This window comes from Bradyrhizobium sp. S3.3.6 (assembly GCF_040546905.1).
GTDB classification, from domain to species: domain Bacteria; phylum Pseudomonadota; class Alphaproteobacteria; order Rhizobiales; family Xanthobacteraceae; genus Bradyrhizobium; species Bradyrhizobium cytisi.
Map to the genome: position 1 here is coordinate 98,945 of NZ_JBEPOT010000012.1, position 19,670 is coordinate 118,614.

The following is a 19,670-nucleotide window of genomic DNA, read 5'->3' on the forward strand; positions in this document are numbered from 1 at the left end:
TGCGGACCCGCCAATGCCTTCCGTCTTCGAGACGTCCACGACTGCCACCCCGATCACCTTCGTCACCAAGTCGAGCTGGGATGCCGTGCGCGAGACGCTGCCGCCGGCGCAACGCCAGTTCGCCACGGCGAGCGCCTTTGCCGCCAAGCCGGGTGGCTATCTCGCACTGCCCGCGCCCGACGGCACCATCGCGCAAATGCTGTTCGGGCTCGAGGACGACGATGCCAGATCGCGCGATCCGTTCCGGCCGGGCGCATTGCCCGGCCTGCTGCCGCCGGGCACCTATCGCTTTGCCAATGCACCGCACGATGCACGACTGGCGGCACTCGCCTTCGCGCTCGGCAGCTACCGCTTCGCCCGCTACCGCAAGGCCGACAGGCCCGACGTCCGGCTGGTGCCGCCTAACGGCATCGACCCCGCCGAAATCAACCGCATGGCGGATGCCGCGATGCTGGCGCGCGACCTCATCAACACGCCGTCCAACGACATGGGGCCGGAGGAGCTGGCCGCGGCCGCGCAAGAGCTCGCCGCTGAGTTCGGCGCAAGCTACGCATGCACCATCGGCGAGGATCTCAGAACGAACTTTCCGCTGATCCACGCCGTCGGCATGGCCTCGGACCGTGCGCCGCGGCTGATCGACGTCACGTGGGGCGATCCCAGCCATCCCAAGGTGACGCTGGTCGGCAAGGGCGTCTGCTTCGACACCGGCGGGCTCGATCTGAAGCCGTCGAGCGGCATGCTGATCATGAAGAAGGACATGGGCGGCGCCGCCAACGTGCTGGCACTGGCGCGCATGGTGATGGATGCGAGGCTGAAGGTGCGCCTGCGCGTGCTGATTCCGGCGGTCGAGAACGCAGTCTCCGGCAACGCCTTCCGTCCGCTCGACATTTTCACCTCCCGCAAAGGCATCACCGTCGAGATCGGCAATACCGATGCGGAAGGCCGGCTGGTGCTCGCCGACGCGCTGGCGCTGGCCGACGAGGAGAAGCCTGAGCTGCTGATCGATCTGGGCACGCTGACCGGCGCCGCGCGCGTCGCGCTGGGGCCGGATTTACCGCCCTTTTATACCAATGATGAGACGCTGGCCGCCGACGTTGCGCGCTGCGCGGTGAAGGAGAACGATCCCTTGTGGCGCATGCCGCTGTGGCCGCCCTACGATGCCTGGCTGGACTCCAAGACCGCCACCATCACCAACGCACCTTCCGGCGGCTTTGCCGGCTCGATCACCTGCGCGCTGTTTTTGCAGCGCTTCGTCGAGCACGCCAGGAGCTGGTTGCATGTCGACATCTATGGCTGGACGCCGTCGGCCAAGCCGGCGCGTCCCGAGGGCGGCGAATGCCAGGCCGCCCGCGCCATCTACAAGGTGCTGAGCGAGCGCTATGCATGATCCGCGGTTGACACCGGCGCGGGGCGACCTCGCCGCCAAATATCTCGAAGGCAAGGTGCAGGCAGATCGTTTCGTCACCGGCGAGGAATTCGAGGTGATCGGGCCGATCGCAGCCGTGCGCGAGCAGCCGTCATCGAACGCGATGCTGATGACGGAGGCGCTGCGCGGCGAGCGCGTCACGGTCTATGATCGCAACGGCGAAGGCTGGGCCTGGGGCCAGCTCAATGGCGACGGCTATGTCGGCTGGCTCCCCGATGCGGCGCTGATGAAGCCGACCGCCGCGCCGACACACAAGGTGAGTGCGCTGCGGACACTTGCCTTCCCCGGTCCCTCGATCAAGCTGCCACCGGCCGACGCGCTGGTCCTGGGATCGAAGCTCACGATCGTGCGCGAGGACGGCAGTTTCGCCGTCGCGCGCGAGGGTACATTCCTGCCGAAGACCCATCTCGCCCCGCTCGATCATCGCGAGCCGGATTTCGTCGCCGTCGCCGAGCGCTTCGTCGGCACGCCCTATCTCTGGGGCGGCAAGAGCAGCCTTGGCATCGACTGTTCGGGCCTGGTGCAGGTGTCGCTGACGACAGCCGGCATCGGTTGCCCGCGCGACAGCGACATGCAGCTGGCCGGACTCGGCCGCGCGCTGGAGCCGCACGAGCGGAGCAAGCTGCAACGCGGCGATCTGATCTTCTGGAAGGGCCACGTCGCCATCGTGCGCGATGGCAGCACGATGGTTCACGCCAATGCGCACCATATGGCGACGGTGCTCGAAGCTATCGAGCCGGCTCTCGCACGGATCAAGCAGGCGGGTAGCGAGATCATCGCGATCAAGCGGCTCTGACGAGACCTACGTCGCCACCGATCCGTTGCCCGCCGTTTCAAGCCGGAACGCCGCCGCGAACAGCGCCCGCGTGTAGTCGGTTTTCGGGCTCTTGAACAGCTCGGCCGCCTGGCCTTCCTCGACTACCTTGCCGCCGCGCATCACGATGAGATGGCTTGCGAGCGAGGCGACGACGCGCAGATCGTGCGAGATGAACATGTAGGTGAGATCGCGCCGGCGCTGCAATTCACGCAGCAGATCGACCATCTGCGCCTGAATCAGCATGTCGAGGGCGCTGGTCGGCTCGTCCAGCACGACGAAATCCGGCTCCAGCACCACCGCGCGCGCGATCGAGATGCGCTGGCGCTGGCCGCCGGAGAATTCATGCGGATAGCGGTAGCGGGTGTCCGGCTTCAACCCGACGTCCTCCAGCGCCTTGACGACGCGCGCCTCGCGCTCGTCGCGTGACAGCTTCGGTTGATGCACAGAGAGGCCTTCGGCGATGATGTCGGCGATCGACATGCGCGGGCTGAGCGAGCCGAACGGATCCTGGAACACGATCTGCATGTCGCGCCGGAACGGCCGCATCTCCTTGAAACGCAGGCCCTGGATGTCCTTGCCCAGGAACACGATGCGTCCGTTCGATGAGATCAATCGCAGCAGCGCGAGTCCCAGCGTGGTCTTGCCCGAGCCGGATTCGCCCACAACCCCGAGCGTCTCGCCCTTGCGCACGGCAACACTGACACCATCAACCGCCTTGATGTGACCGATCGTCTTGCGCATCAGGCCGCGCTTGATCGGAAACCACACCTTGAGATCATCGGCCGACATCACCACCGGCGCATCCGGCTGTGGTGGCGCCGGATCCGGCTTCGGCTCGGCCGCCAGCAAATCGCGCGTATAGGGATGTTTGGGAGTCCTGAAGACCTGCTCGACCGGCCCCTGCTCGACGATCTCGCCGCCTTTCATGACACAGACGGTGTCGGCGATGCGGCGCACGATGCCGAGATCGTGGGTGATGAAGAGCAGGCTCATGCCAAGCCGCGCACGAATCTCGGCGAGCAGCGTCAGGATCTGCGCCTGCACGGTGACGTCGAGGGCCGTGGTCGGCTCGTCCGCGATCAGCAGGTCAGGCTCGTTGGCAAGCGCCATCGCGATCATGACGCGCTGACGCTGACCGCCGGAGAGCTGGTGCGGATAGCTGTTCAGCCGCGTCTCCGGCTCGGGGATGCCGACCTGCGTCAGCAGCTCCAGCGTCCGCTCGCGCGCCCGCGTATTGCTGGTCGGATTGTGCAGCTGAATGATCTCGCCGATCTGCGCTTCGATCGTGTGCAGCGGATTGAGCGAGGTCATCGGCTCCTGGAAGATGATGGAAATGTCGCTGCCGCGAATTTCCCGCATCTCCCGTTCGGACCGATCGATCAACTCCTGGCCCTTGAAGCGGATGCTGCCAGAGGGATGCGAAGCGCTGGGGTAGGGCAGCAGTTTCAGGATCGAGAGCGCGCTGACCGACTTGCCGGATCCGGATTCGCCGACCAGTGCCACGCATTCGCCGCGCTTGATCTGGAACGAGACCTTGTCGACCGCAAGCGTCGTGTTGCCGCCCTGGTGGAAGGCCACCGAGAGGTCGCGCACGGCAAGCAGGGGCTGGTTGATTGCGTCCACTAAGTTATTTCTCCGACCAGGCGCAACAAATTATCGCGATTGGGTAGGATCAGGGAGAAGCCGTTTGGCAGCCGGAGTCTTGCATCAGCCGACAGGATGGAGCGGCACCCGGCACGGATCGCGGTTACGACATGAATGGCGTCTGGCAATCTTGGCATGCCCGAATGTTTCCCATATTCGGCAGTTTCGACCAGGACATCTCGTGTTACCGGCTGAAGATCGAAGATGCGGCTCCAAACAATCAGATTGAGATACGTCCGCCGACGCACATCGATCGCTCCTGCCAACACTTCAGCTAACGTCAGCTCACTCGTGACGCCGATAGCGCGCCGTGTACGAAACAAATCGAACAGGCTGCGCAGAGGATCGGCTATCTCCCCACCTCCCTCAACCGCGTAGATAAAGACGTTTGCATCGAGGTAGATGAGGCGTTCAGTCATCCCATTCATCTCGTTGGCGTCGAAGCTCGTTGTCGATTTCTCCGGCCGTCTTGAACGGGGGCGTCCTGGAAGCCCAAATCTCTTCCAAGGTCATGACGCTGCCCTGCAAAGCAGCTTCCTGCTCGATCGTAATGGTAACCGTTGCCGCGGGATCGACGCCTGCCCGCAAGTCCTCGGGGAGACGTGACGCCGGATAGTGCTCCTTGACGATTCTGTTCATGACCCACCTCGTCCGGAAATCATATCACACCTTCACCTGAACGTCTTGCGCGGATCGAAGGCGTCGCGCACGGCTTCGCCGATGAAGATCAGCAGCGACAGCATGATCGCGACCGAGAAGAACCCGGAGAAACCGAGCCAGGGCGCCTGCACGTTCGACTTGCCCTGCGACAGCAGCTCGCCGAGCGACGGCGAGCCGGGCGGTAGCCCGAAGCCGAGGAAGTCGAGGGCCGTCAGCGTCATCACCGAGCTCGACACGATGAACGGCAGGAACGTCATGGTCGCGACCATCGCGTTCGGCAGCAAATGCTTGAACATGATCACGGAGTTCGAAATACCGAGCGCTCGCGCCGCCTGGATGTATTCGAAATTGCGCCCGCGCAGAAATTCCGCGCGCACAAGTCCGACCAGCGACACCCAGGAAAACAGCAGCAGGATGCCAAGAAGCACGAAGAAGCCGGGCACCAGCACCGACGACAGGATCAGCAGCAGATAGAGCGACGGGATCGCAGTCCAGATTTCAATAAAACGCTGGAACAACAGGTCGATCCAGCCGCCGAAATATCCCTGCACGGCACCGGCGGCGACGCCGATGATGGAGGAGATAATGGTCAGGCAGAGGCCGAACAGCACCGAGATGCGGAAGCCATAGATCAGGCGCGCCACCACGTCGCGGCCCTGATCGTCGGTGCCGAGCCAGTTGTATTCGAGGTCACGGCAGCTTTTGAGGCCCTTCTTCTCGACGACAGGCTTGCATTGCGCCTCCGTCAGCATCCAGGTTGGCGGCGACGGCGCCGGCGTCGGCAGATCGAGATTGTGGGTGTCGTAGGAGTAGCGGATCAGCGGCCAGACGATGCTGCCACCCTTGTCCTTGATCAGCTTCTGCAAATAGGGATCGCGGTAATCGGCCGCCGTTTCGAAGTCGCCGCCGAAGGTCGTCTCGGAATAGGTGACGAAGGCCGGCCAGTAGAGATGGCTGTCATATTTGACGAGGAACGGCCGATCATTGGCGATCAGCTCGGCGAACAGGGACACCACGAAAAGGATCATGAAGATCCAGAACGACCAGTAGCCGCGCCGGTTCGCCTTGAAATTATCCCAGCGCCGTCTGTTGAGCGGCGATGGCGCGAACGGCTTGCGCGTGATCGGCACTGCGATGCCGAGCGGCGACTTCGCGGTGGTCTCGATCGGGGTGGGGGCGGCCAGCGTCATCAGACTTCCCGCGCCTCGAAATCGATCCGCGGGTCGATCCACATGTAGGTTATGTCCGAGATGAGGTTGACCACGAGGCCGACGAGCGAAAAGATGAAGAGCGTGCCGAACACCACAGGGTAGTCGCGGTTAAGAACGCTTTCGAAACTGAGCAGTCCCAGCCCGTCCAGCGAGAAGATGGTCTCGATCAGAAGCGAGCCCGAGAAGAAGGCGTGGATGAAGGTGCTGGGAAAGCCTGCGATGACAATGAGCATCGCGTTGCGGAAGACGTGGCCATAGAGCACCCGGTTCTCGCTGCAGCCCTTCGCGCGCGCGGTCATCACGTATTGCTTGCGAATTTCGTCCAGAAACGAGTTCTTGGTCAGGAACGTCATGGTGGTGAACGCGCCGAGCCCCATCGCGATCAGCGGCAGCGTCAAATGCCAGAAATAGTCGATGATCTTCCAGTACCAGGGAAATTGCGACCAGCCGTCCGACGTCAGCCCGCGCAGCGGGAACCAGTTGAAGAACGAGCCACCGGCAAACAGGATGATCAGGAGGATCGCGAACAGGAAGCCGGGGATCGCGTAGCCGAGCACCAGCACGGTCGACGTCCAGGTGTCGAAGCGCGTTCCGTCCTTGACCGCTTTGCGGATGCCGAGCGGAATCGAGATCAAATAGGTCAGGAACGTCAGCCAGATGCCGAGCGAGATCGAGACCGGCAGCTTTTCCTTGACCAGCTGGAGCACGCTGACATCGCGGAAATAGCTGTTGCCGAAATCGAAGCGGGCGAAATTCCAAACCATCAGCGCGAAGCGTTCCGGTGCCGGCTTGTCGAAGCCGAATTGCTTCTCCAGCTTCTTGATGAAGTCGGGGTCGAGGCCCTGCGCGCCGCGATACTTCGAGTTGATGGCATCGCCTCCGGCGCCCAGCTGTCCGGGCGCGCGTTGCGCAAAGTCGCCACCGCCCGAGATGCGCGAAGTGCCGCCGGTGTCGGCGCCCGAAAGCTGCGCGATCACGCGCTCGACCGGGCCGCCCGGCGCGAACTGCACGACAATGAAAGAAACGAAGAGAATCCCGAGCAAAGTCGGGATCATCAGCAGGATGCGGCGGGCGATATAGGCGCTCATGATTATTTCGCCTGCTCGAGCTTGGCTGCCTTGGCGCGGTCGGACCACCAATTCTCAGGTGCACCGACGCCTTGCGCATATTTCGGCGGTTTGTCGGGATGGCTGAACTGGTCCCAATAGGCCACGCGATGGAAGTTCGCATACCATTGCGGCACCCAATAGCGCCCGGCCCGGAACACGCGGTCGAACGCCCGGCAGGCCGTCGTCAGCTCCGCCCGGGTCTGGGCGGCAATGATCTTCTCGATCAGCGCGTCGATGATCGGGTCGGAGATGCCGGCGAGATTGTACGAGCCCTTGGTCTTGGCAGCTTGCGAGGAGAAGAACGCCCGCATGGCGTCTCCGGGCGTCGCCGACATCGAGAAGCGTTCGATCGTCATGTCGAAATCGAAATCCTCGAGCCGCGCGCGGTACTGCACGGCATCGACCAGGCGGAACGTGGCGTCGATGCCGAGCGTCGCGAGGTTCTTCAAGTAAGGCCCGTGATGCGGCTGGATCGACTGCTCGTCGTTCAGGAACTCGATCGTGAACGGCTCGCCATTGGGCAGCACCCGCTTGCGGTCTTTGATGACGTAGCCGGCGTCGTTGAGCAGCTCGCCCGCCTTGCGCAGCAGAGCGCGATCCTGGCCGGAGCCGTCGGACACCGGCGGCACGAAGGGCTGCCCGAATACCTCGTCGGGCACCTTGCCACGGAAGGGCTCCAGCAGTGCGAGCTCTTCCGGCGAAGGCGGGCCGGACACCATCATGTCGGAGTTCTGGAACGGCGAGTGAGTGCGCGCATAGGCGCCGTACATGATCGACTTGTTGGTCCACTCGAAATCGAAGGCGTAGATCAGCGCCTCCCGCACCCGCGGATCCCTGAACTTGTCGCGACGGAGATTGATGAACCAGCCCTGTGCGCCCGACGGGGTCTCGTCCGGCAGCTGCTCGCGCTTGACGCGACCGTCCTTCACCGCCGGAAAATCATAACGGGTGGCCCAGATGCGCGCCGTGAGCTCCTCGCGAAACAGATAGTTCTTGCCGGTGAAGCCTTCGAAGGCGACGTCGCGGTCGCGGTAAAATTCGTAGCGCACCGTGTCGAAATTGTAGCTGCCGCGGCAGACCGGCAGGTCGGCGCCCCACCAGTCCTTGACGCGCTCGTATTCGATGTAGCGGTTGACCTCGAACCTGCCAACCTTGTACGGGCCGGAACCCACCGGCGTATCGAGCGTCGATTCATCGAAAGCGCGCGTGGCGTAATAGGCTTTCGAGAAGATCGGAAGGCTCGCAACATAGAGCGGAACGTCGCGCGCGCGGTTCGGCGCGAAGGTGACGGCCACGGTGGCGTCGTCCAGTGCCTCGGCCTTCACGAAATCGCGGAGCTGCACGACGATCAGCGGATGCCCCTTCTCCTTCAGCGTATTGAGCGAGAACGCGACGTCATGCGCGGTGAGCCTGGCACCGTCGTGGAAGCGGGCCTCGGGGCGCATCGTGAAGGTGTAGGTCAGCTTGTCGGGCGAGATCCGCACCGATTTCGCCGCAAGCCCGTACATCGCGTCGGGCTCGTCATTGGCGCGTGCCATCAACGGCGCGAAGGTCATGTCCATGCCCTGCGCACCCTCGCCCTTCAGGATGTAGGCGTTGAGCGAAGAGAACGTGAAATAGGACTGATTGTAGGCCCGCACCGACGGGATCAGCGAGAACGCGCCGCCCTTCGGCGCATCGACATTGACGTAGTCGAAATGGTGGAAGTCGGCGGGATACTTGAGGTCGCCAAACGCCGAGATGCCGTGAGCTTCGGCGGGCCCCTCGGACGCCGCCGCGTTGCGGGGTGCGGCAGCGCTGAATGCGCCGCCGACACCGAGGACCAGCACATGCCGGCGTGAAAGCTGCGCCATGCGGGAAATGTCCTTCACGACTTCTTTGCGATCCGCGCCGCCTTGTCTGCGTCGTACCACCAGACGAATGGGAAGCCGGACTGGCCGTATTTGGGCAATTCCGCCGGCCGACCGAAGCGATCCCAGCGCGCCGTGCGCACCTTCGTATAGGTCCACTGCGGCACGACGTAGTGGTTCCACAGCAGCACACGGTCCAGCGCCTTCGTGGCGGCGACGAGATCATCGCGATCCCTGGAGTAGATCAGCCGCTCGATCAGCTTGTCGATCGCCGGATTCTTGATGCCGGCGATATTGCGCGAGCCGGCGATGTCGGCCGTCTTCGACGACCAGAACTCGCGCTGCTCGTTGCCCGGCGACTGCGACTCGCCCCAGGAGTTGGTGACGATGTCGAAATCCCACTCGCGCGTCCTGTTCTCGTATTGGGTCGGGTCGACCGTCCGCACGCTGACGGCAATGCCGAGCCGTTCCAGCGACGGCTTGTAGAACAGGGTAACCCGCTCGAAGCTCGGATCTGAGTTCATCAATTCAAGAGAGAACTGGGTGCCGCTCTTGACGTCGATCAGCTTGCGGTCGCGCACCTCGTAGCCGGCCTCCTTGAACAAGCGCAGCGCTTCGCGGAGATTGTCGCGCACTGCTTCCGGACTGCCGCCGACCGGATTGGTGTAGGGCGTCGTGAAGACTTCGGGCGGAACGTGGGCGCGAACCGTCTCGAGGATTTCGAGCTCTTTCCCCTCTGGCAATCCCGTCGCCATGAGCTCGTCGAGGCCGTCAAAATAGCTGCTGATGCGCTTGTACTGACCGTAGAAGAGCTGCTTGTTCATCTCCTCGAAGTCGAAGGCGAAGTTGAGCGCACGGCGAACGCGGGGATCGCTGAACTTGGCGCGGCGCAGGTTCGGCACGAAGGCCTGCATCACGCCCGAGCTGCGATTGGCGAACTCCTCAAGGATCACGCGCTTTTCGCTCACGGCCGGGAATTCGTAGGCGGTCGCCCAGTTCTTGGCGCTGTTCTCGGTGCGCCAATCGACCTGATCGGCCTTGAAAGCCTCGATCGCGACAGTGGCATCGCGGAAATACTCGTAGCGCAGCTCGTCGAAATTGTTACGGCCCACATTGGCGGCGAGGTCGCGGCCCCAATAGTCCTTGACGCGCTCCAGCGCGATCGACCGTCCGGCAACGAATTCCTTGACCTTGTAAGGGCCGGAGCCCAGGGGCACTTCAAGCGTGGTCGCTGAGACATCGCGCTTGCGGCCTTGCGCGTCCGTTCCCTCCCACCAATGCTTGGGCAGGACCGTGAGTTGCCCGACGATCTGCGGCAGTTCGCGGTTGCCCGGTGCATCGAATACGAATTTCACGTCGCGCTCACCGACCTTCTCAGCCTTCGCCACATGGCTGTAATAGGCCGAGTACATCGGGTGGTGCTTCTTGAAGGAATCGAGCGAGAAGATCACGTCCTCGACGGTGACCGGCTTGCCATCATGCCATTTGGCCTGTGGCCGCAAACGATAGGTGACGAAGGAGAAATCGTCCGGATGGCTCACGGCTTCGGCCAGCGCGCCGTATTCGGTCGAGACCTCGTCGAGCGCGGGGGTCGTGAGGGATTCGTAGATGAAGGCAATGGCACCAGAGACCTGCCCCTTCACACCTGATACGACGATATTGAAATTGTCGAAGGTACCGACGGCGATCTGGCGCGCGAAGCCGCCTTTGGGCGCGTCCGGATTGACGTAGTCGAACCGCTTGAAGTCGGCCGGATACTTGACCTTCCCGAACAGTGACAGCGCATGGCGCCAGGGCAGGCCATTCGAAGATAGCTCACCCGCCGATTGCGCCTCGGCCGCGCCGATGACGGAAACGCCGGCTGCGGAACCGAGGGCGGGAAGCGCGGCGACTGCGGCGCCGGAGAGCAAGAGATCGCGTCGGGTAATGGCCAAATCAACATCCCTGTCTTGAAGGAGGTTACCCCTTTAAGTGCTCAATATAGGCGAGGTTTCGACCGAATATGTTGCTTTTTCCTCATCTTGGAAGCCCCGCCGGGCGGTTCGCTGCGGCGAAACGCCCCGATAACAACGCCGCGAGGCCCAGATATGGAAACGGCCAGGCTTTTCAGCCTGGCCGCACATCTGAGATCGAGACCGAAGAGCCTTATTTCGCCGCGGTCGGGAGCGGCTTCGGGTTGTCGGAGAGGCTGTTCAGATAGGCGATGACGTCGGCGCGCTCGCTGTCCTTCGGAATGCCGGCAAAACCCATCGCGGTGCCGGGGACGTCGCCCTTCGGATTGGCGATGAACTTGTTCAGTTCGTCGATGGTCCAGGTGCCGCCCTTGGCCTTCATCGCAGCCGAGAAGTTGAAGCCGTTGCGGCCTTCGCCGCGGTGGTCGCCAACGATGCCGTAAAGGTTCGGACCGACCCGGTTGGGGCCGCCCTTCTCGAAAGTGTGGCAGGCGGCGCACTTCTTGGCGGCGGAGGCGCCCTTCTCGACGGAGGCGGTCTGGAGCAGCTTTTCGATCGGCTCGGACGGGGCTGCGGCCGCGGCGGCGCCACCCTTGTCGCCGGCTTCTTCCTTCACGGCGATCTCGAAGCCCGGTTTTTCCGGCATTTTTGGCGAGAACAGCGCCTGCGCGGTGAAGCTCGTCACCAGCAAAACGAGACAGGTGCCGAGCACGGCACCGAGGATCTTGTTCAGTTCGAAAGAGTCCATTTCCGGCTAGGCCCCACACCGCAAGAACGAAATAGCGGCCGGGCGGCCGCCAGGACGAGCCTCGGGAGAATCAAACGTTCCTTATTGTTTCCCCGAGTTTTGCCATTCAGATATCGGTTTGCCCGGGGTCTGGCAACCCGTATAAGCGACCCGGCTTCCAGCCCATCCCCACCCCATTTCCCGATGCGGAAAACGTCCCGCTTCCAGGCCCTTGAACCAATGACCGATCCCCGCATCCTGGTGCTGATCCCGGCCCGCATGGCCGCCACCCGCCTGCCCGGCAAGCCGCTCGCCGATATCGCAGGCTTGCCGATGATCGTGCATGTGATGCGGCGCGCCGAGGCCGCCGGCATCGGCCGTGTCGCGGTGGCAACCGATACGGCGGAGATCGCCGCGGTCGTGACCGCCCATGGCGGCGAAGCGGTTATGACCCGCGCGGAGCATCCGTCCGGGTCCGACCGCATCCACGAAGCCATGCAGAAGCTCGATCCTGACGGCAAGGCCGAGATCGTGGTCAATCTCCAGGGCGATTTCCCGACGATCACGATCGATAATATCCGCGAGGTGCTGCCGCCGCTGGAAGACCCGGCCGTGGACATCGCCACGCTGGCTTCGCAGATCCACACCGACGAGGAGGATCTCGCGCCGAGCGTCGTGAAGGCGATCGGAACCCCGCTCGGGGGTAAGCGGATGCGCGCACTTTATTTCACCCGCGCCACCGCGCCGACCGGCGACGGACCGCGCTACCACCATATCGGCCTCTACGCCTATCGCCGCGCCGCGCTGGAGCGCTACGTTTCGCTGCCGCCGTCGCCGCTGGAGCTGCAGGAGAAGCTCGAGCAGCTTCGGGCGCTCGAGGCCGGGATGCGCATCGACTTCACCATCGTCGACACCGTGCCCCGCGGGGTCGACACGCCGGCGGACCTCGAGACCGCCCGCGGCATCCTTTCCAAATCCTGAGCCGCTGCTACAAGGCCCGTCATGAGCAAGCTGAAAATCGCATTCCAGGGCGAACCTGGCGCCAATTCCCATATCGCCATTGTCGAGGCCTATCCCGACGCCGAGCCGATGCCCTGCGCCACCTTCGAGGACGCGCTGTCGGTGATCTCCTCGGGCGAAGCCGATCTCGGCATGATCCCGATCGAGAATTCGGTCGCCGGCCGCGTCGCCGATATCCATCATCTGCTTCCGGCCTCAGGCCTCTTCATCATCGGCGAATGGTTCCTGCCGGTCCGGCATCAATTGATGGCGGTGAAGGGCACGAAGCTGTCCGACATCAAATCCGTCGAGAGCCATGTGCACGCGCTCGGCCAGTGCCGCCGCATCATCCGCAAGCTCGGCATCAAGGGCATCGTGCACGCCGACACCGCCGGCAGCGCCCGCGACATTTCCGAGCGCAAGGACAAGACCGTCGCCGCGATCGCCTCGCGCCTGGCCGCGCAGATCTACGGCCTCGACATCCTCGCCGAGGACATCGAGGACGAGGCCCACAACACCACGCGCTTCGTGGTGCTGGCGCGCGAGCCGAAATGGGCGGCACAAGGCTCTGGCCCGCTGGTCACCACTTTTGTATTTCGCGTGCGCAACCTCCCCGCCGCGCTCTACAAGGCGCTCGGCGGCTTTGCCACCAACGGCGTCAACATGACCAAGCTCGAGAGCTACATGGTCGACGGCAACTTCTTCGCCACGCAGTTTTATGCTGATGTCGACGGCCACCCTGAAGACAAAAGCCTTGCGTTTGCGATCGAGGAGCTAAAATTCTTCTCACGCGAATTCCGCATCGTCGGCGTGTATCCCGGCCACCCGTTTCGGGCGACGTTCAGCGAGACGCAGCAGGATTAGTCCCGTGTCCCGGACGCGTGAAGCGCGAGCCGGGACTTACGCTGCCTGCTTCGCCGGCCCGAATGCCTCCGCGAGCAGCGAATACGACCTCTTGCGCGCTTCGTGGTCGTACACGGCCGTGATCACCATCAACTCGTCCGGCTTGCTCGAATCCATCAGCGGCTGAAGCTTCTTCTGCACCGTCACCGGATTGCCGACGAACAGGCGCGAGCGGTTGCGCGTGATCGAGACGCGCTCGGAGTCCGTATAGGGGTAGGCCAGCGCTTCCTCGACGCTTGGCAGCGGCAGATATTGACCGCGGTCGCGGCGCAGGCGGTTGAGGTCAAAAGACGTGGCGAGCTTTTCGGCCTCTTCGTCGGTATCCGCCGTGATGACAGCGACCGCAAGGATCGCATGCGGGGTCGCTCGCCAGGCCGAGGGCTGGAAGCGGTTGCGATAGTGCACCATCGCATCGATCGCATCGTGAGACGCGAAATGATGCGCGAAGGCGAAGCCCATACCGACTTGCGCGGCAAGCTCCGACGAATAATCGCTGGAGCCGAGCAACCAGATCGGCGGCAGCGGACTGTCATCAGGCATCGCGACGACGTTGTGGTAGGGATGGCCCGAGGGGAATTCGCGGGTCTCCCACAGGATCAATTCGTGAAGCCGCTCCAGGAAATCGTCGCCCTCGCGGCGGTCGAGCCGGCTTCGCAGGGCATAGGCCGTAGCGCCATCAGTGCCGGGAGCGCGGCCGAGGCCGAGGTCGATGCGGCCGGGAAACAATGCCTCCAGCATCTTGAAGCGCTCGGCCACCACCAGCGGCGCATGGTTGGGCAGCATCACGCCGCCGGAGCCGACTCGGATGTGTTTCGTCACCGCCGCGATCTGCCCGATCATCACGTCGGGCGCCGGGCTCGCAACCGAGGCGAGGTTATGGTGCTCGGCGAGCCAGTAGCGGACATAACCGAGTCCGTCGACATGGCGCGCCAGGTCGATGCTGTTGCGCAGCGCCGCAGCTGGCTTTGTGCCTGATGTGACGACGGAGAGGTCGAGGACTGAGAGCGGGATCATGGCGCGCTAACGTAGTGGAGGGCCGCTCGGCGGCAACGGGCGAACAGCGCAGGTCTGGCGTGTGCGGACGGAAAGGCCGCACGGGCGGCAAGAGCGGGACGTTGGGACAGATGCAACCGACGTAATACGGAATTCATTCTGCCCACCTCTCACGGATCGACTTTATCTGTGACTAAGATAGAGCTACATTACTGATATTCTTGTATAATATATCTCTTAAGGCCATTTCCCACTCCGATCCTCCCTATCGCGATATTCGACATGATCTTACCAAAAGTGGGCCATTTCCCATCTCCGATGGGCTGTCGAGAAACCTGCCTTTGCCCTATCTTAGCCCCTCCAAAGTGAGACCCGACCGCCGCCGCCAGATCGCTGGCGAGTGGCCTGGAGTGAGTGGTGCCATGACCGATTTGACGACGCCTGCCGGCCAAGACGGGCACCTCGCCACAAAGCGGCCTGCGATCTCCTTCGAGTTCTTTCCGCCCAAGACCGAAGATATGGAGCGGAATCTCTGGGAGACCATCAACCGGCTGGCGCCGCTCGACCCGAAATTCGTTTCGGTGACCTACGGCGCCGGCGGCTCGACCCGCGAACGTACCCACGCGACCATCTCCCGCATCCTGAAAGAGACTGCGCTGCTGCCGGCTGCGCACCTGACTTGCGTTGGCGCCTCGCGCGGCGAGATCGACGAGATCGTCGACCGCTATCACGAGGTCGGCGTCCGCCACATCGTCGGGCTGCGCGGCGATCCCGCCGGCGGCATCGGCACGCCCTACTCCGCCCATCCCGACGGCTATCAGAGTTCGGACGCGCTCGTTGCCGGGATCAAGAAGCGGCACGCCGACATTGAAGTGTCGGTCTCGGCCTACCCCGAGAAGCATCCCGAGGCGCGCGACCTCGATGCCGATATCGATACGCTGAAGGCCAAGGTCGACGCCGGTGCGACGCGCGCGATTACGCAGGTGTTCTTCGATAACGACCTCTACTTCCGCTATCTCGACCGCGTGCGTGCGCGCGGCATCAACATCCCGATCGTGCCGGGCATCATGCCCATGCACAATTTCAAGCAGGCCCGCAATTTCGTCACCCGCGCCGGCACCACCGTGCCGGACTGGTTCGCCGCGAAATTCGAGGGCCTCGACGACGACGCCGAGACCCGCAAGCTGGTGGCCGCAACCGTCGCGGCCGGCCAGGTGCAGAAACTCGCCAAGCACGGCGTCGACACCTTTCATTTCTACACCATGAACCGCGCCGATCTCGTGTTCGCGATCAGCCATTTGCTCGGCATTCGCGCCAAGAGCGCGCAGAAGGCGGCCTAAGACACCATGACCGTATCCACCTCGCCCAAGCGAACCGCCCTCATCAATGCCGCGCGCGAGCGCATCCTCGTGCTCGACGGCGCCATGGGCACGATGATCCAGAACCTCCAGTTCGACGAAGCCGCGTTTCGCGGCGAGCGCTTCAAGGATTTCCATCGCGACCTGCGCGGCAACAACGATCTCTTGATCCTGACCCAGCCGCAGGCGATCGAGGACATCCACGCCGCCTACTTGCGCGCCGGCGCCGACATCGTCGCGACCAACACCTTCTCGACCACCTCGATCGCACAGGCCGATTACGATCTCACCGACATCGTCTACGAGATGGCGCGCGAAGGCGCCCGCCTCGCCGGCAACGCCGCCAAGCGTGTCGCCGCCGAAGACGGCAAGCCGCGCTTCGTCGCCGGCGCCATTGGACCGACCAACCGCACCGCCTCGATCTCGCCTGACGTCGCCAATCCCGGCTACCGCGCCGTCACCTTCGATGATCTGCGCAAATCCTATGGCGAGCAGATCCGCGGCCTGATCGACGGCGGCGTCGATCTGCTGCTGGTCGAGACCATTTTTGATACGCTGAACGCCAAGGCCGCACTCTATGCGATCGCCGAGATCACCGAGGAACTCGGCATCGACATGCCGGTGATGGTGTCGGGCACCATCACCGACAAATCCGGCCGCCTGCTCTCGGGCCAGTTGCCGGAAGCATTCTGGAATTCGGTGCGGCACGCCAAGCCCGTCACCATCGGTTTCAACTGCGCGCTCGGCGCCGAAGACCTCCGCGCGCATATCGCCGATATCGGCCGCGTCGCCGATACGCTGGTCTGCGCTTATCCCAATGCCGGCCTACCCAACGAGTTCGGCCAGTATGACGAGACGCCGGAGTACATGGCCCGCCTGGTCGGCGAGTTCGCTGCGTCCGGCCTCGTCAACATCGTCGGCGGCTGCTGCGGCACCACGCCGGACCATATCGCCGCGATCGCCGCGGCCGTCGCGCCGCACAAGCCGCGCATCGTGCCGGAGATCGAGCCGCGCTTGCGGCTCTCCGGCCTCGAGCCCTTCATTCTGACCGACGCGATTCCCTTCGTGAACATCGGCGAGCGCACCAACGTCACCGGCTCGGCGCGCTTCCGCAAGCTCGTCACCGCCGGCGACTACACCGCGGCACTTCAGGTCGCGCGCGACCAGGTCGAGAACGGCGCGCAGATCATCGACGTCAACATGGACGAAGGGCTGCTGGATTCGGAAGCCGCGATGGTGACCTTCCTCAACCTCGTCGCCGCCGAGCCCGACATCGCCCGCGTTCCCGTGATGGTCGACTCCTCGAAATTCTCGGTGATCGAGGCCGGCCTGAAATGCGTGCAGGGCAAGCCGGTCGTTAACTCGATCTCGATGAAGGAAGGCGAGGACAAGTTCATCCACGAAGCCAGGATCGCCCGCCGTCACGGCGCGGCCGTCGTGGTGATGGCATTCGACGAAGTCGGCCAGGCCGATACGTTCGCGCGCAAGACCGAGATCTGCAAGCGTGCCTACGACATCTTGGTGAACCGCGTCGGCTTCGCGCCGGAAGACATCATCTTCGATCCGAATATTTTTGCGATCGCGACCGGCATCGAGGAGCACAACAATTACGGCGTCGACTTCATCGAGGCGACGCGCTGGATCCGCAAGAACCTGCCGGGCGCGCACATCTCGGGCGGCGTCTCCAATTTGTCGTTCTCGTTCCGCGGCAACGAGCCGGTGCGCGAGGCGATGCACTCGGTGTTCCTGTATCACGCCATCAAGGCCGGCATGGACATGGGCATCGTCAATGCCGGGCAGATGATCGTCTATGACGACATCGATCCCGAGCTGCGCCAGACCTGCGAGGACGTCGTCCTCAATCGCGACGCGGGCGCATCCGAGCGCCTGCTGGCGCTGGCGGAAAAATTCCGCGGCAAGAAGACGGAGAGCAAGGAAGCCGATCTCGCCTGGCGCGAATGGCCGGTGGAGAAGCGGCTGTCGCATTCGCTGGTGCACGGCATCACCGAGTTCATCGAGCAGGACACCGAGGAAGCCCGCAAGGCCTCCAAGCGGCCGCTCGACGTGATCGAGGGCCCGCTGATGGCCGGCATGAACGTGGTCGGCGACCTCTTTGGCGACGGCAAGATGTTCCTGCCGCAGGTGGTGAAGTCGGCGCGCGTGATGAAGCAGGCGGTGGCCTGGCTGATGCCGTTCATGGAGGAGGAGAAGGCGCGCAACCTCGCCAACGGCATCGGCACCGAAGGCTCGAGCTCGGCCGGCAAGATCGTGCTCGCGACCGTGAAGGGCGACGTGCACGACATCGGCAAGAACATCGTCGGCATCGTGCTCCAGTGCAACAATTACGAGGTCATCGACCTCGGCGTGATGGTGCCGGCGGCCAAGATCGTCGAGACGGTGAAGGCGGAGAAGGCCGACATCGTCGGCCTGTCCGGCCTGATCACGCCTTCGCTCGACGAGATGGCGTTCTTCGCCGGCGAATTGCAGCGCGAAGGATTGAAGCTGCCGCTGCTGATCGGCGGCGCGACCACGAGCCGCGTGCACACGGCAGTGAAGATCGACCCGAGCTATCGCGCCGGTCCGGTCGTCCATGTCAACGACGCCAGCCGCGCGGTTGGCGTTGCGTCCTCGCTGCTCTCGCCTGAGAGGCGCGAGGCCTATGCCGCCGAGGTGCGCGCCGAATACGCAAAGATCTCGGACGCGCATTTCCGCGCGCAGGCCGACAAGAAGCGGCTGAAGCTGGACGTGGCCCGCAAGAACCGCGTGCCGGTCGACTTCGCCGCGAACAAGCCGGTGAAGCCGACCTTCCTCGGCACCAGGAGCTTTGACGACTACGACCTGGCCGAGCTCGTGCCCTATATCGACTGGACGCCGTTCTTCCAGACCTGGGAGCTCGCCGGCCGCTTCCCCGCGATTCTCAACGATGCCAAGGTCGGCGAAGTCGCGCGCTCGCTCTATGACGACGCGCGGAAAATGCTCGACCTGATCGTCAAGGAGAAATGGTTCCGTGCCCGCGCGACAGTTGGCTTCTGGCCGGCGAACGCGCAAGGCGACGACATCGTGCTCTATGCCGACGACAGCCGCACCAGGAGCATCGCGACGCTGCACACGCTGCGCCAGCAGCTCGAGAAGCGCGAGGGCCGCTTCAACGCGGCGCTGTCCGACTTCATCGCGCCCGCGGGCGTGCCCGACTATGTCGGCGGCTTCGTCGTCACCGCCGGCATCGGCGAGGATGCGGTCGCCGACCGCTTCAAGATGGCCAATGACGACTACTCCTCGATCCTGTGCAAGGCGCTGGCGGACCGCCTGGCCGAGGCTTTTGCCGAGCGCATGCATGCCCGCGTGCGCCGCGAGTTCTGGGCCTATGCGCCGGACGAGGCGCTCTCGACCGACGATCTGATCCTGGAAAAATATCAGGGCATCCGCCCCGCGCCCGGCTATCCGGCGCAGCCCGATCACACCGAGAAGGCGACGCTGTTCGAGCTGCTCGACGCGGAAGCCACCGCCGGCGTGAAGCTGACCGAGAGCTTTGCGATGTGGCCGGGCTCGTCCGTGTCCGGGCTCTATTTCGCGAACCCCGAGAGCTATTATTTCGGCGTCGGCAAGATCGAGCGCGACCAGGTCGAGGACTACGCCGCGCGCAAGGGCATGAGCATCGCGGAGACCGAGCGCTGGCTGGCGCCGGTGCTGAACTACATCCCCTCGCGCGAGGACGCCGACAAGGCCTTTGCCGCGACGCCCGCGAATGATGAGATGTCGAAAGACCTCGCCTCGCATCCGCCCGGCTGCACCTGTGCCGTGCATCTGGTCTGGCAGAAGAAGCGCGTGGGGGCTGGGTAGGCCCCGGCACTCAGAAGGCGAAAACAACCCCATGCACAGTAGGGATGGGGTTGAAAGGGCTTGTGAGATTTTCGGTCTTGCCGAAATCGCTTGCTCCGTCGGGCAAAACACCTGTATCAAGGCAGGATCGCCAATCTCGCTTGCTGAACGGCAGAAGCTCTCCACCCCGATCTCGTCATTG

At 63.7% G+C, this 19,670-nt stretch carries 15 protein-coding genes; 6 read left to right on the forward strand and 9 right to left on the reverse strand.

Annotated features, from left to right (window positions below):
- Window positions 1-13 precede the first annotated feature (13 nt).
- Together ABID59_RS28790 and ABID59_RS28795 are read left to right on the forward strand one after the other, a co-directional pair.
- The gene (locus ABID59_RS28790) at window positions 14-1,387 is read left to right on the forward strand and encodes a leucyl aminopeptidase family protein (protein WP_354085603.1); all 1,374 of its coding nucleotides are present in this window, start codon (window positions 14-16) and stop codon (window positions 1,385-1,387) included.
- Window positions 1,380-2,222, forward strand: coding sequence for a C40 family peptidase (locus tag ABID59_RS28795; RefSeq protein ID WP_148755291.1), 843 nt, complete (start codon window positions 1,380-1,382; stop codon window positions 2,220-2,222). Before ABID59_RS28790 ends, ABID59_RS28795 begins: the two co-directional genes overlap by 8 nt.
- A 6-nt stretch (window positions 2,223-2,228) precedes the next feature.
- Here the strand turns inward: ABID59_RS28795 and ABID59_RS28800 are convergent, their stop codons facing one another.
- The 8 genes from ABID59_RS28800 to ABID59_RS28835 form a co-directional block, all read right to left on the reverse strand.
- A complete protein-coding gene (locus ABID59_RS28800) occupies window positions 2,229-3,866 on the reverse strand; it encodes an ABC transporter ATP-binding protein (RefSeq protein WP_354085604.1) in 1,638 nt (545 codons plus the stop codon).
- Window positions 3,866-4,306: a type II toxin-antitoxin system VapC family toxin gene (locus ABID59_RS28805; protein ID WP_354085605.1), complete on the reverse strand. Its 441-nt coding sequence runs from the start codon at window positions 4,304-4,306 to the stop codon at window positions 3,866-3,868. The genes ABID59_RS28800 and ABID59_RS28805 overlap by 1 nt, the downstream gene beginning before the upstream one ends.
- Window positions 4,299-4,526: a hypothetical protein gene (locus ABID59_RS28810; RefSeq protein WP_148755293.1), complete on the reverse strand. Its 228-nt coding sequence runs from the start codon at window positions 4,524-4,526 to the stop codon at window positions 4,299-4,301. Before ABID59_RS28810 ends, ABID59_RS28805 begins: the two co-directional genes overlap by 8 nt.
- A 32-nt stretch (window positions 4,527-4,558) precedes the next feature.
- A complete protein-coding gene (locus tag ABID59_RS28815) occupies window positions 4,559-5,737 on the reverse strand; it encodes an ABC transporter permease (RefSeq protein ID WP_148755294.1) in 1,179 nt (392 codons plus the stop codon).
- The gene (locus ABID59_RS28820) at window positions 5,737-6,846 is read right to left on the reverse strand and encodes a microcin C ABC transporter permease YejB (protein ID WP_354032429.1); all 1,110 of its coding nucleotides are present in this window, start codon (window positions 6,844-6,846) and stop codon (window positions 5,737-5,739) included. The genes ABID59_RS28815 and ABID59_RS28820 overlap by 1 nt, the downstream gene beginning before the upstream one ends.
- Window positions 6,847-6,848: 2 nt before the next feature.
- Complete coding sequence (locus tag ABID59_RS28825; protein WP_354085606.1) at window positions 6,849-8,720, reverse strand: extracellular solute-binding protein; 1,872 nt, start codon at window positions 8,718-8,720, stop codon at window positions 6,849-6,851.
- Window positions 8,721-8,734: 14 nt separating this feature from the next.
- Window positions 8,735-10,651, reverse strand: a complete 1,917-nt coding sequence (locus tag ABID59_RS28830) for an ABC transporter substrate-binding protein (RefSeq protein ID WP_148755297.1) — start codon at window positions 10,649-10,651, stop codon at window positions 8,735-8,737.
- A gap of 211 nt (window positions 10,652-10,862) precedes the next feature.
- On the reverse strand, window positions 10,863-11,417 hold the full coding sequence (locus tag ABID59_RS28835; RefSeq protein ID WP_354085607.1) for a c-type cytochrome: 555 nt from the start codon (window positions 11,415-11,417) through the stop codon (window positions 10,863-10,865).
- A 219-nt stretch (window positions 11,418-11,636) separates the two neighbouring features.
- Here ABID59_RS28835 and ABID59_RS28840 point away from each other — a divergent pair, with 219 nt between their 5' ends.
- The gene (locus ABID59_RS28840; RefSeq protein WP_148755299.1) at window positions 11,637-12,377 is read left to right on the forward strand and encodes a 3-deoxy-manno-octulosonate cytidylyltransferase; all 741 of its coding nucleotides are present in this window, start codon (window positions 11,637-11,639) and stop codon (window positions 12,375-12,377) included.
- Window positions 12,378-12,398: 21 nt separating this feature from the next.
- Window positions 12,399-13,259 carry a prephenate dehydratase gene (locus ABID59_RS28845; RefSeq protein WP_354085608.1) on the forward strand — a complete coding sequence of 287 codons (861 nt, stop codon included), beginning with the start codon at window positions 12,399-12,401 and terminating at the stop codon, window positions 13,257-13,259.
- Window positions 13,260-13,295: 36 nt separating this feature from the next.
- On the opposite strand, the gene ABID59_RS28850 is transcribed toward ABID59_RS28845, so the two are convergent.
- Window positions 13,296-14,312 carry an LLM class flavin-dependent oxidoreductase gene (locus ABID59_RS28850; protein WP_354085609.1) on the reverse strand — a complete coding sequence of 339 codons (1,017 nt, stop codon included), beginning with the start codon at window positions 14,310-14,312 and terminating at the stop codon, window positions 13,296-13,298.
- Between the two features lie 401 nt (window positions 14,313-14,713).
- On the opposite strand from ABID59_RS28850, the gene metF reads away from it, so the two are divergent.
- Entirely contained in the window at window positions 14,714-15,631 is a 918-nt protein-coding gene (gene metF / locus ABID59_RS28855; RefSeq protein ID WP_354085610.1) for a methylenetetrahydrofolate reductase [NAD(P)H], read from the forward strand.
- A gap of 6 nt (window positions 15,632-15,637) precedes the next feature.
- Window positions 15,638-19,489: a methionine synthase gene (metH, locus tag ABID59_RS28860; RefSeq protein WP_354085611.1), complete on the forward strand. Its 3,852-nt coding sequence runs from the start codon at window positions 15,638-15,640 to the stop codon at window positions 19,487-19,489.
- Window positions 19,490-19,670: the final 181 nt, after the last annotated feature.

Coding starts and splice junctions, on each gene's coding strand:
- ABID59_RS28815 (WP_148755294.1), bottom strand. CDS start 5,737: ATGACGCTGGCCGCCCCCACCCCGATCGAGACCACCGCGAAGTCGCCG.
- metH (WP_354085611.1), top strand. CDS start 15,638: ATGACCGTATCCACCTCGCCCAAGCGAACCGCCCTCATCAATGCCGCG.
- ABID59_RS28825 (WP_354085606.1), bottom strand. CDS start 8,720: ATGGCGCAGCTTTCACGCCGGCATGTGCTGGTCCTCGGTGTCGGCGGC.
- ABID59_RS28835 (WP_354085607.1), bottom strand. CDS start 11,417: ATGGACTCTTTCGAACTGAACAAGATCCTCGGTGCCGTGCTCGGCACC.
- ABID59_RS28810 (WP_148755293.1), bottom strand. CDS start 4,526: ATGAACAGAATCGTCAAGGAGCACTATCCGGCGTCACGTCTCCCCGAG.
- ABID59_RS28820 (WP_354032429.1), bottom strand. CDS start 6,846: ATGAGCGCCTATATCGCCCGCCGCATCCTGCTGATGATCCCGACTTTG.
- ABID59_RS28805 (WP_354085605.1), bottom strand. CDS start 4,306: ATGACTGAACGCCTCATCTACCTCGATGCAAACGTCTTTATCTACGCG.
- metF (WP_354085610.1), top strand. CDS start 14,714: ATGACCGATTTGACGACGCCTGCCGGCCAAGACGGGCACCTCGCCACA.
- ABID59_RS28790 (WP_354085603.1), top strand. CDS start 14: ATGCCTTCCGTCTTCGAGACGTCCACGACTGCCACCCCGATCACCTTC.
- ABID59_RS28840 (WP_148755299.1), top strand. CDS start 11,637: ATGACCGATCCCCGCATCCTGGTGCTGATCCCGGCCCGCATGGCCGCC.
- ABID59_RS28795 (WP_148755291.1), top strand. CDS start 1,380: ATGCATGATCCGCGGTTGACACCGGCGCGGGGCGACCTCGCCGCCAAA.
- ABID59_RS28850 (WP_354085609.1), bottom strand. CDS start 14,312: ATGATCCCGCTCTCAGTCCTCGACCTCTCCGTCGTCACATCAGGCACA.
- ABID59_RS28845 (WP_354085608.1), top strand. CDS start 12,399: ATGAGCAAGCTGAAAATCGCATTCCAGGGCGAACCTGGCGCCAATTCC.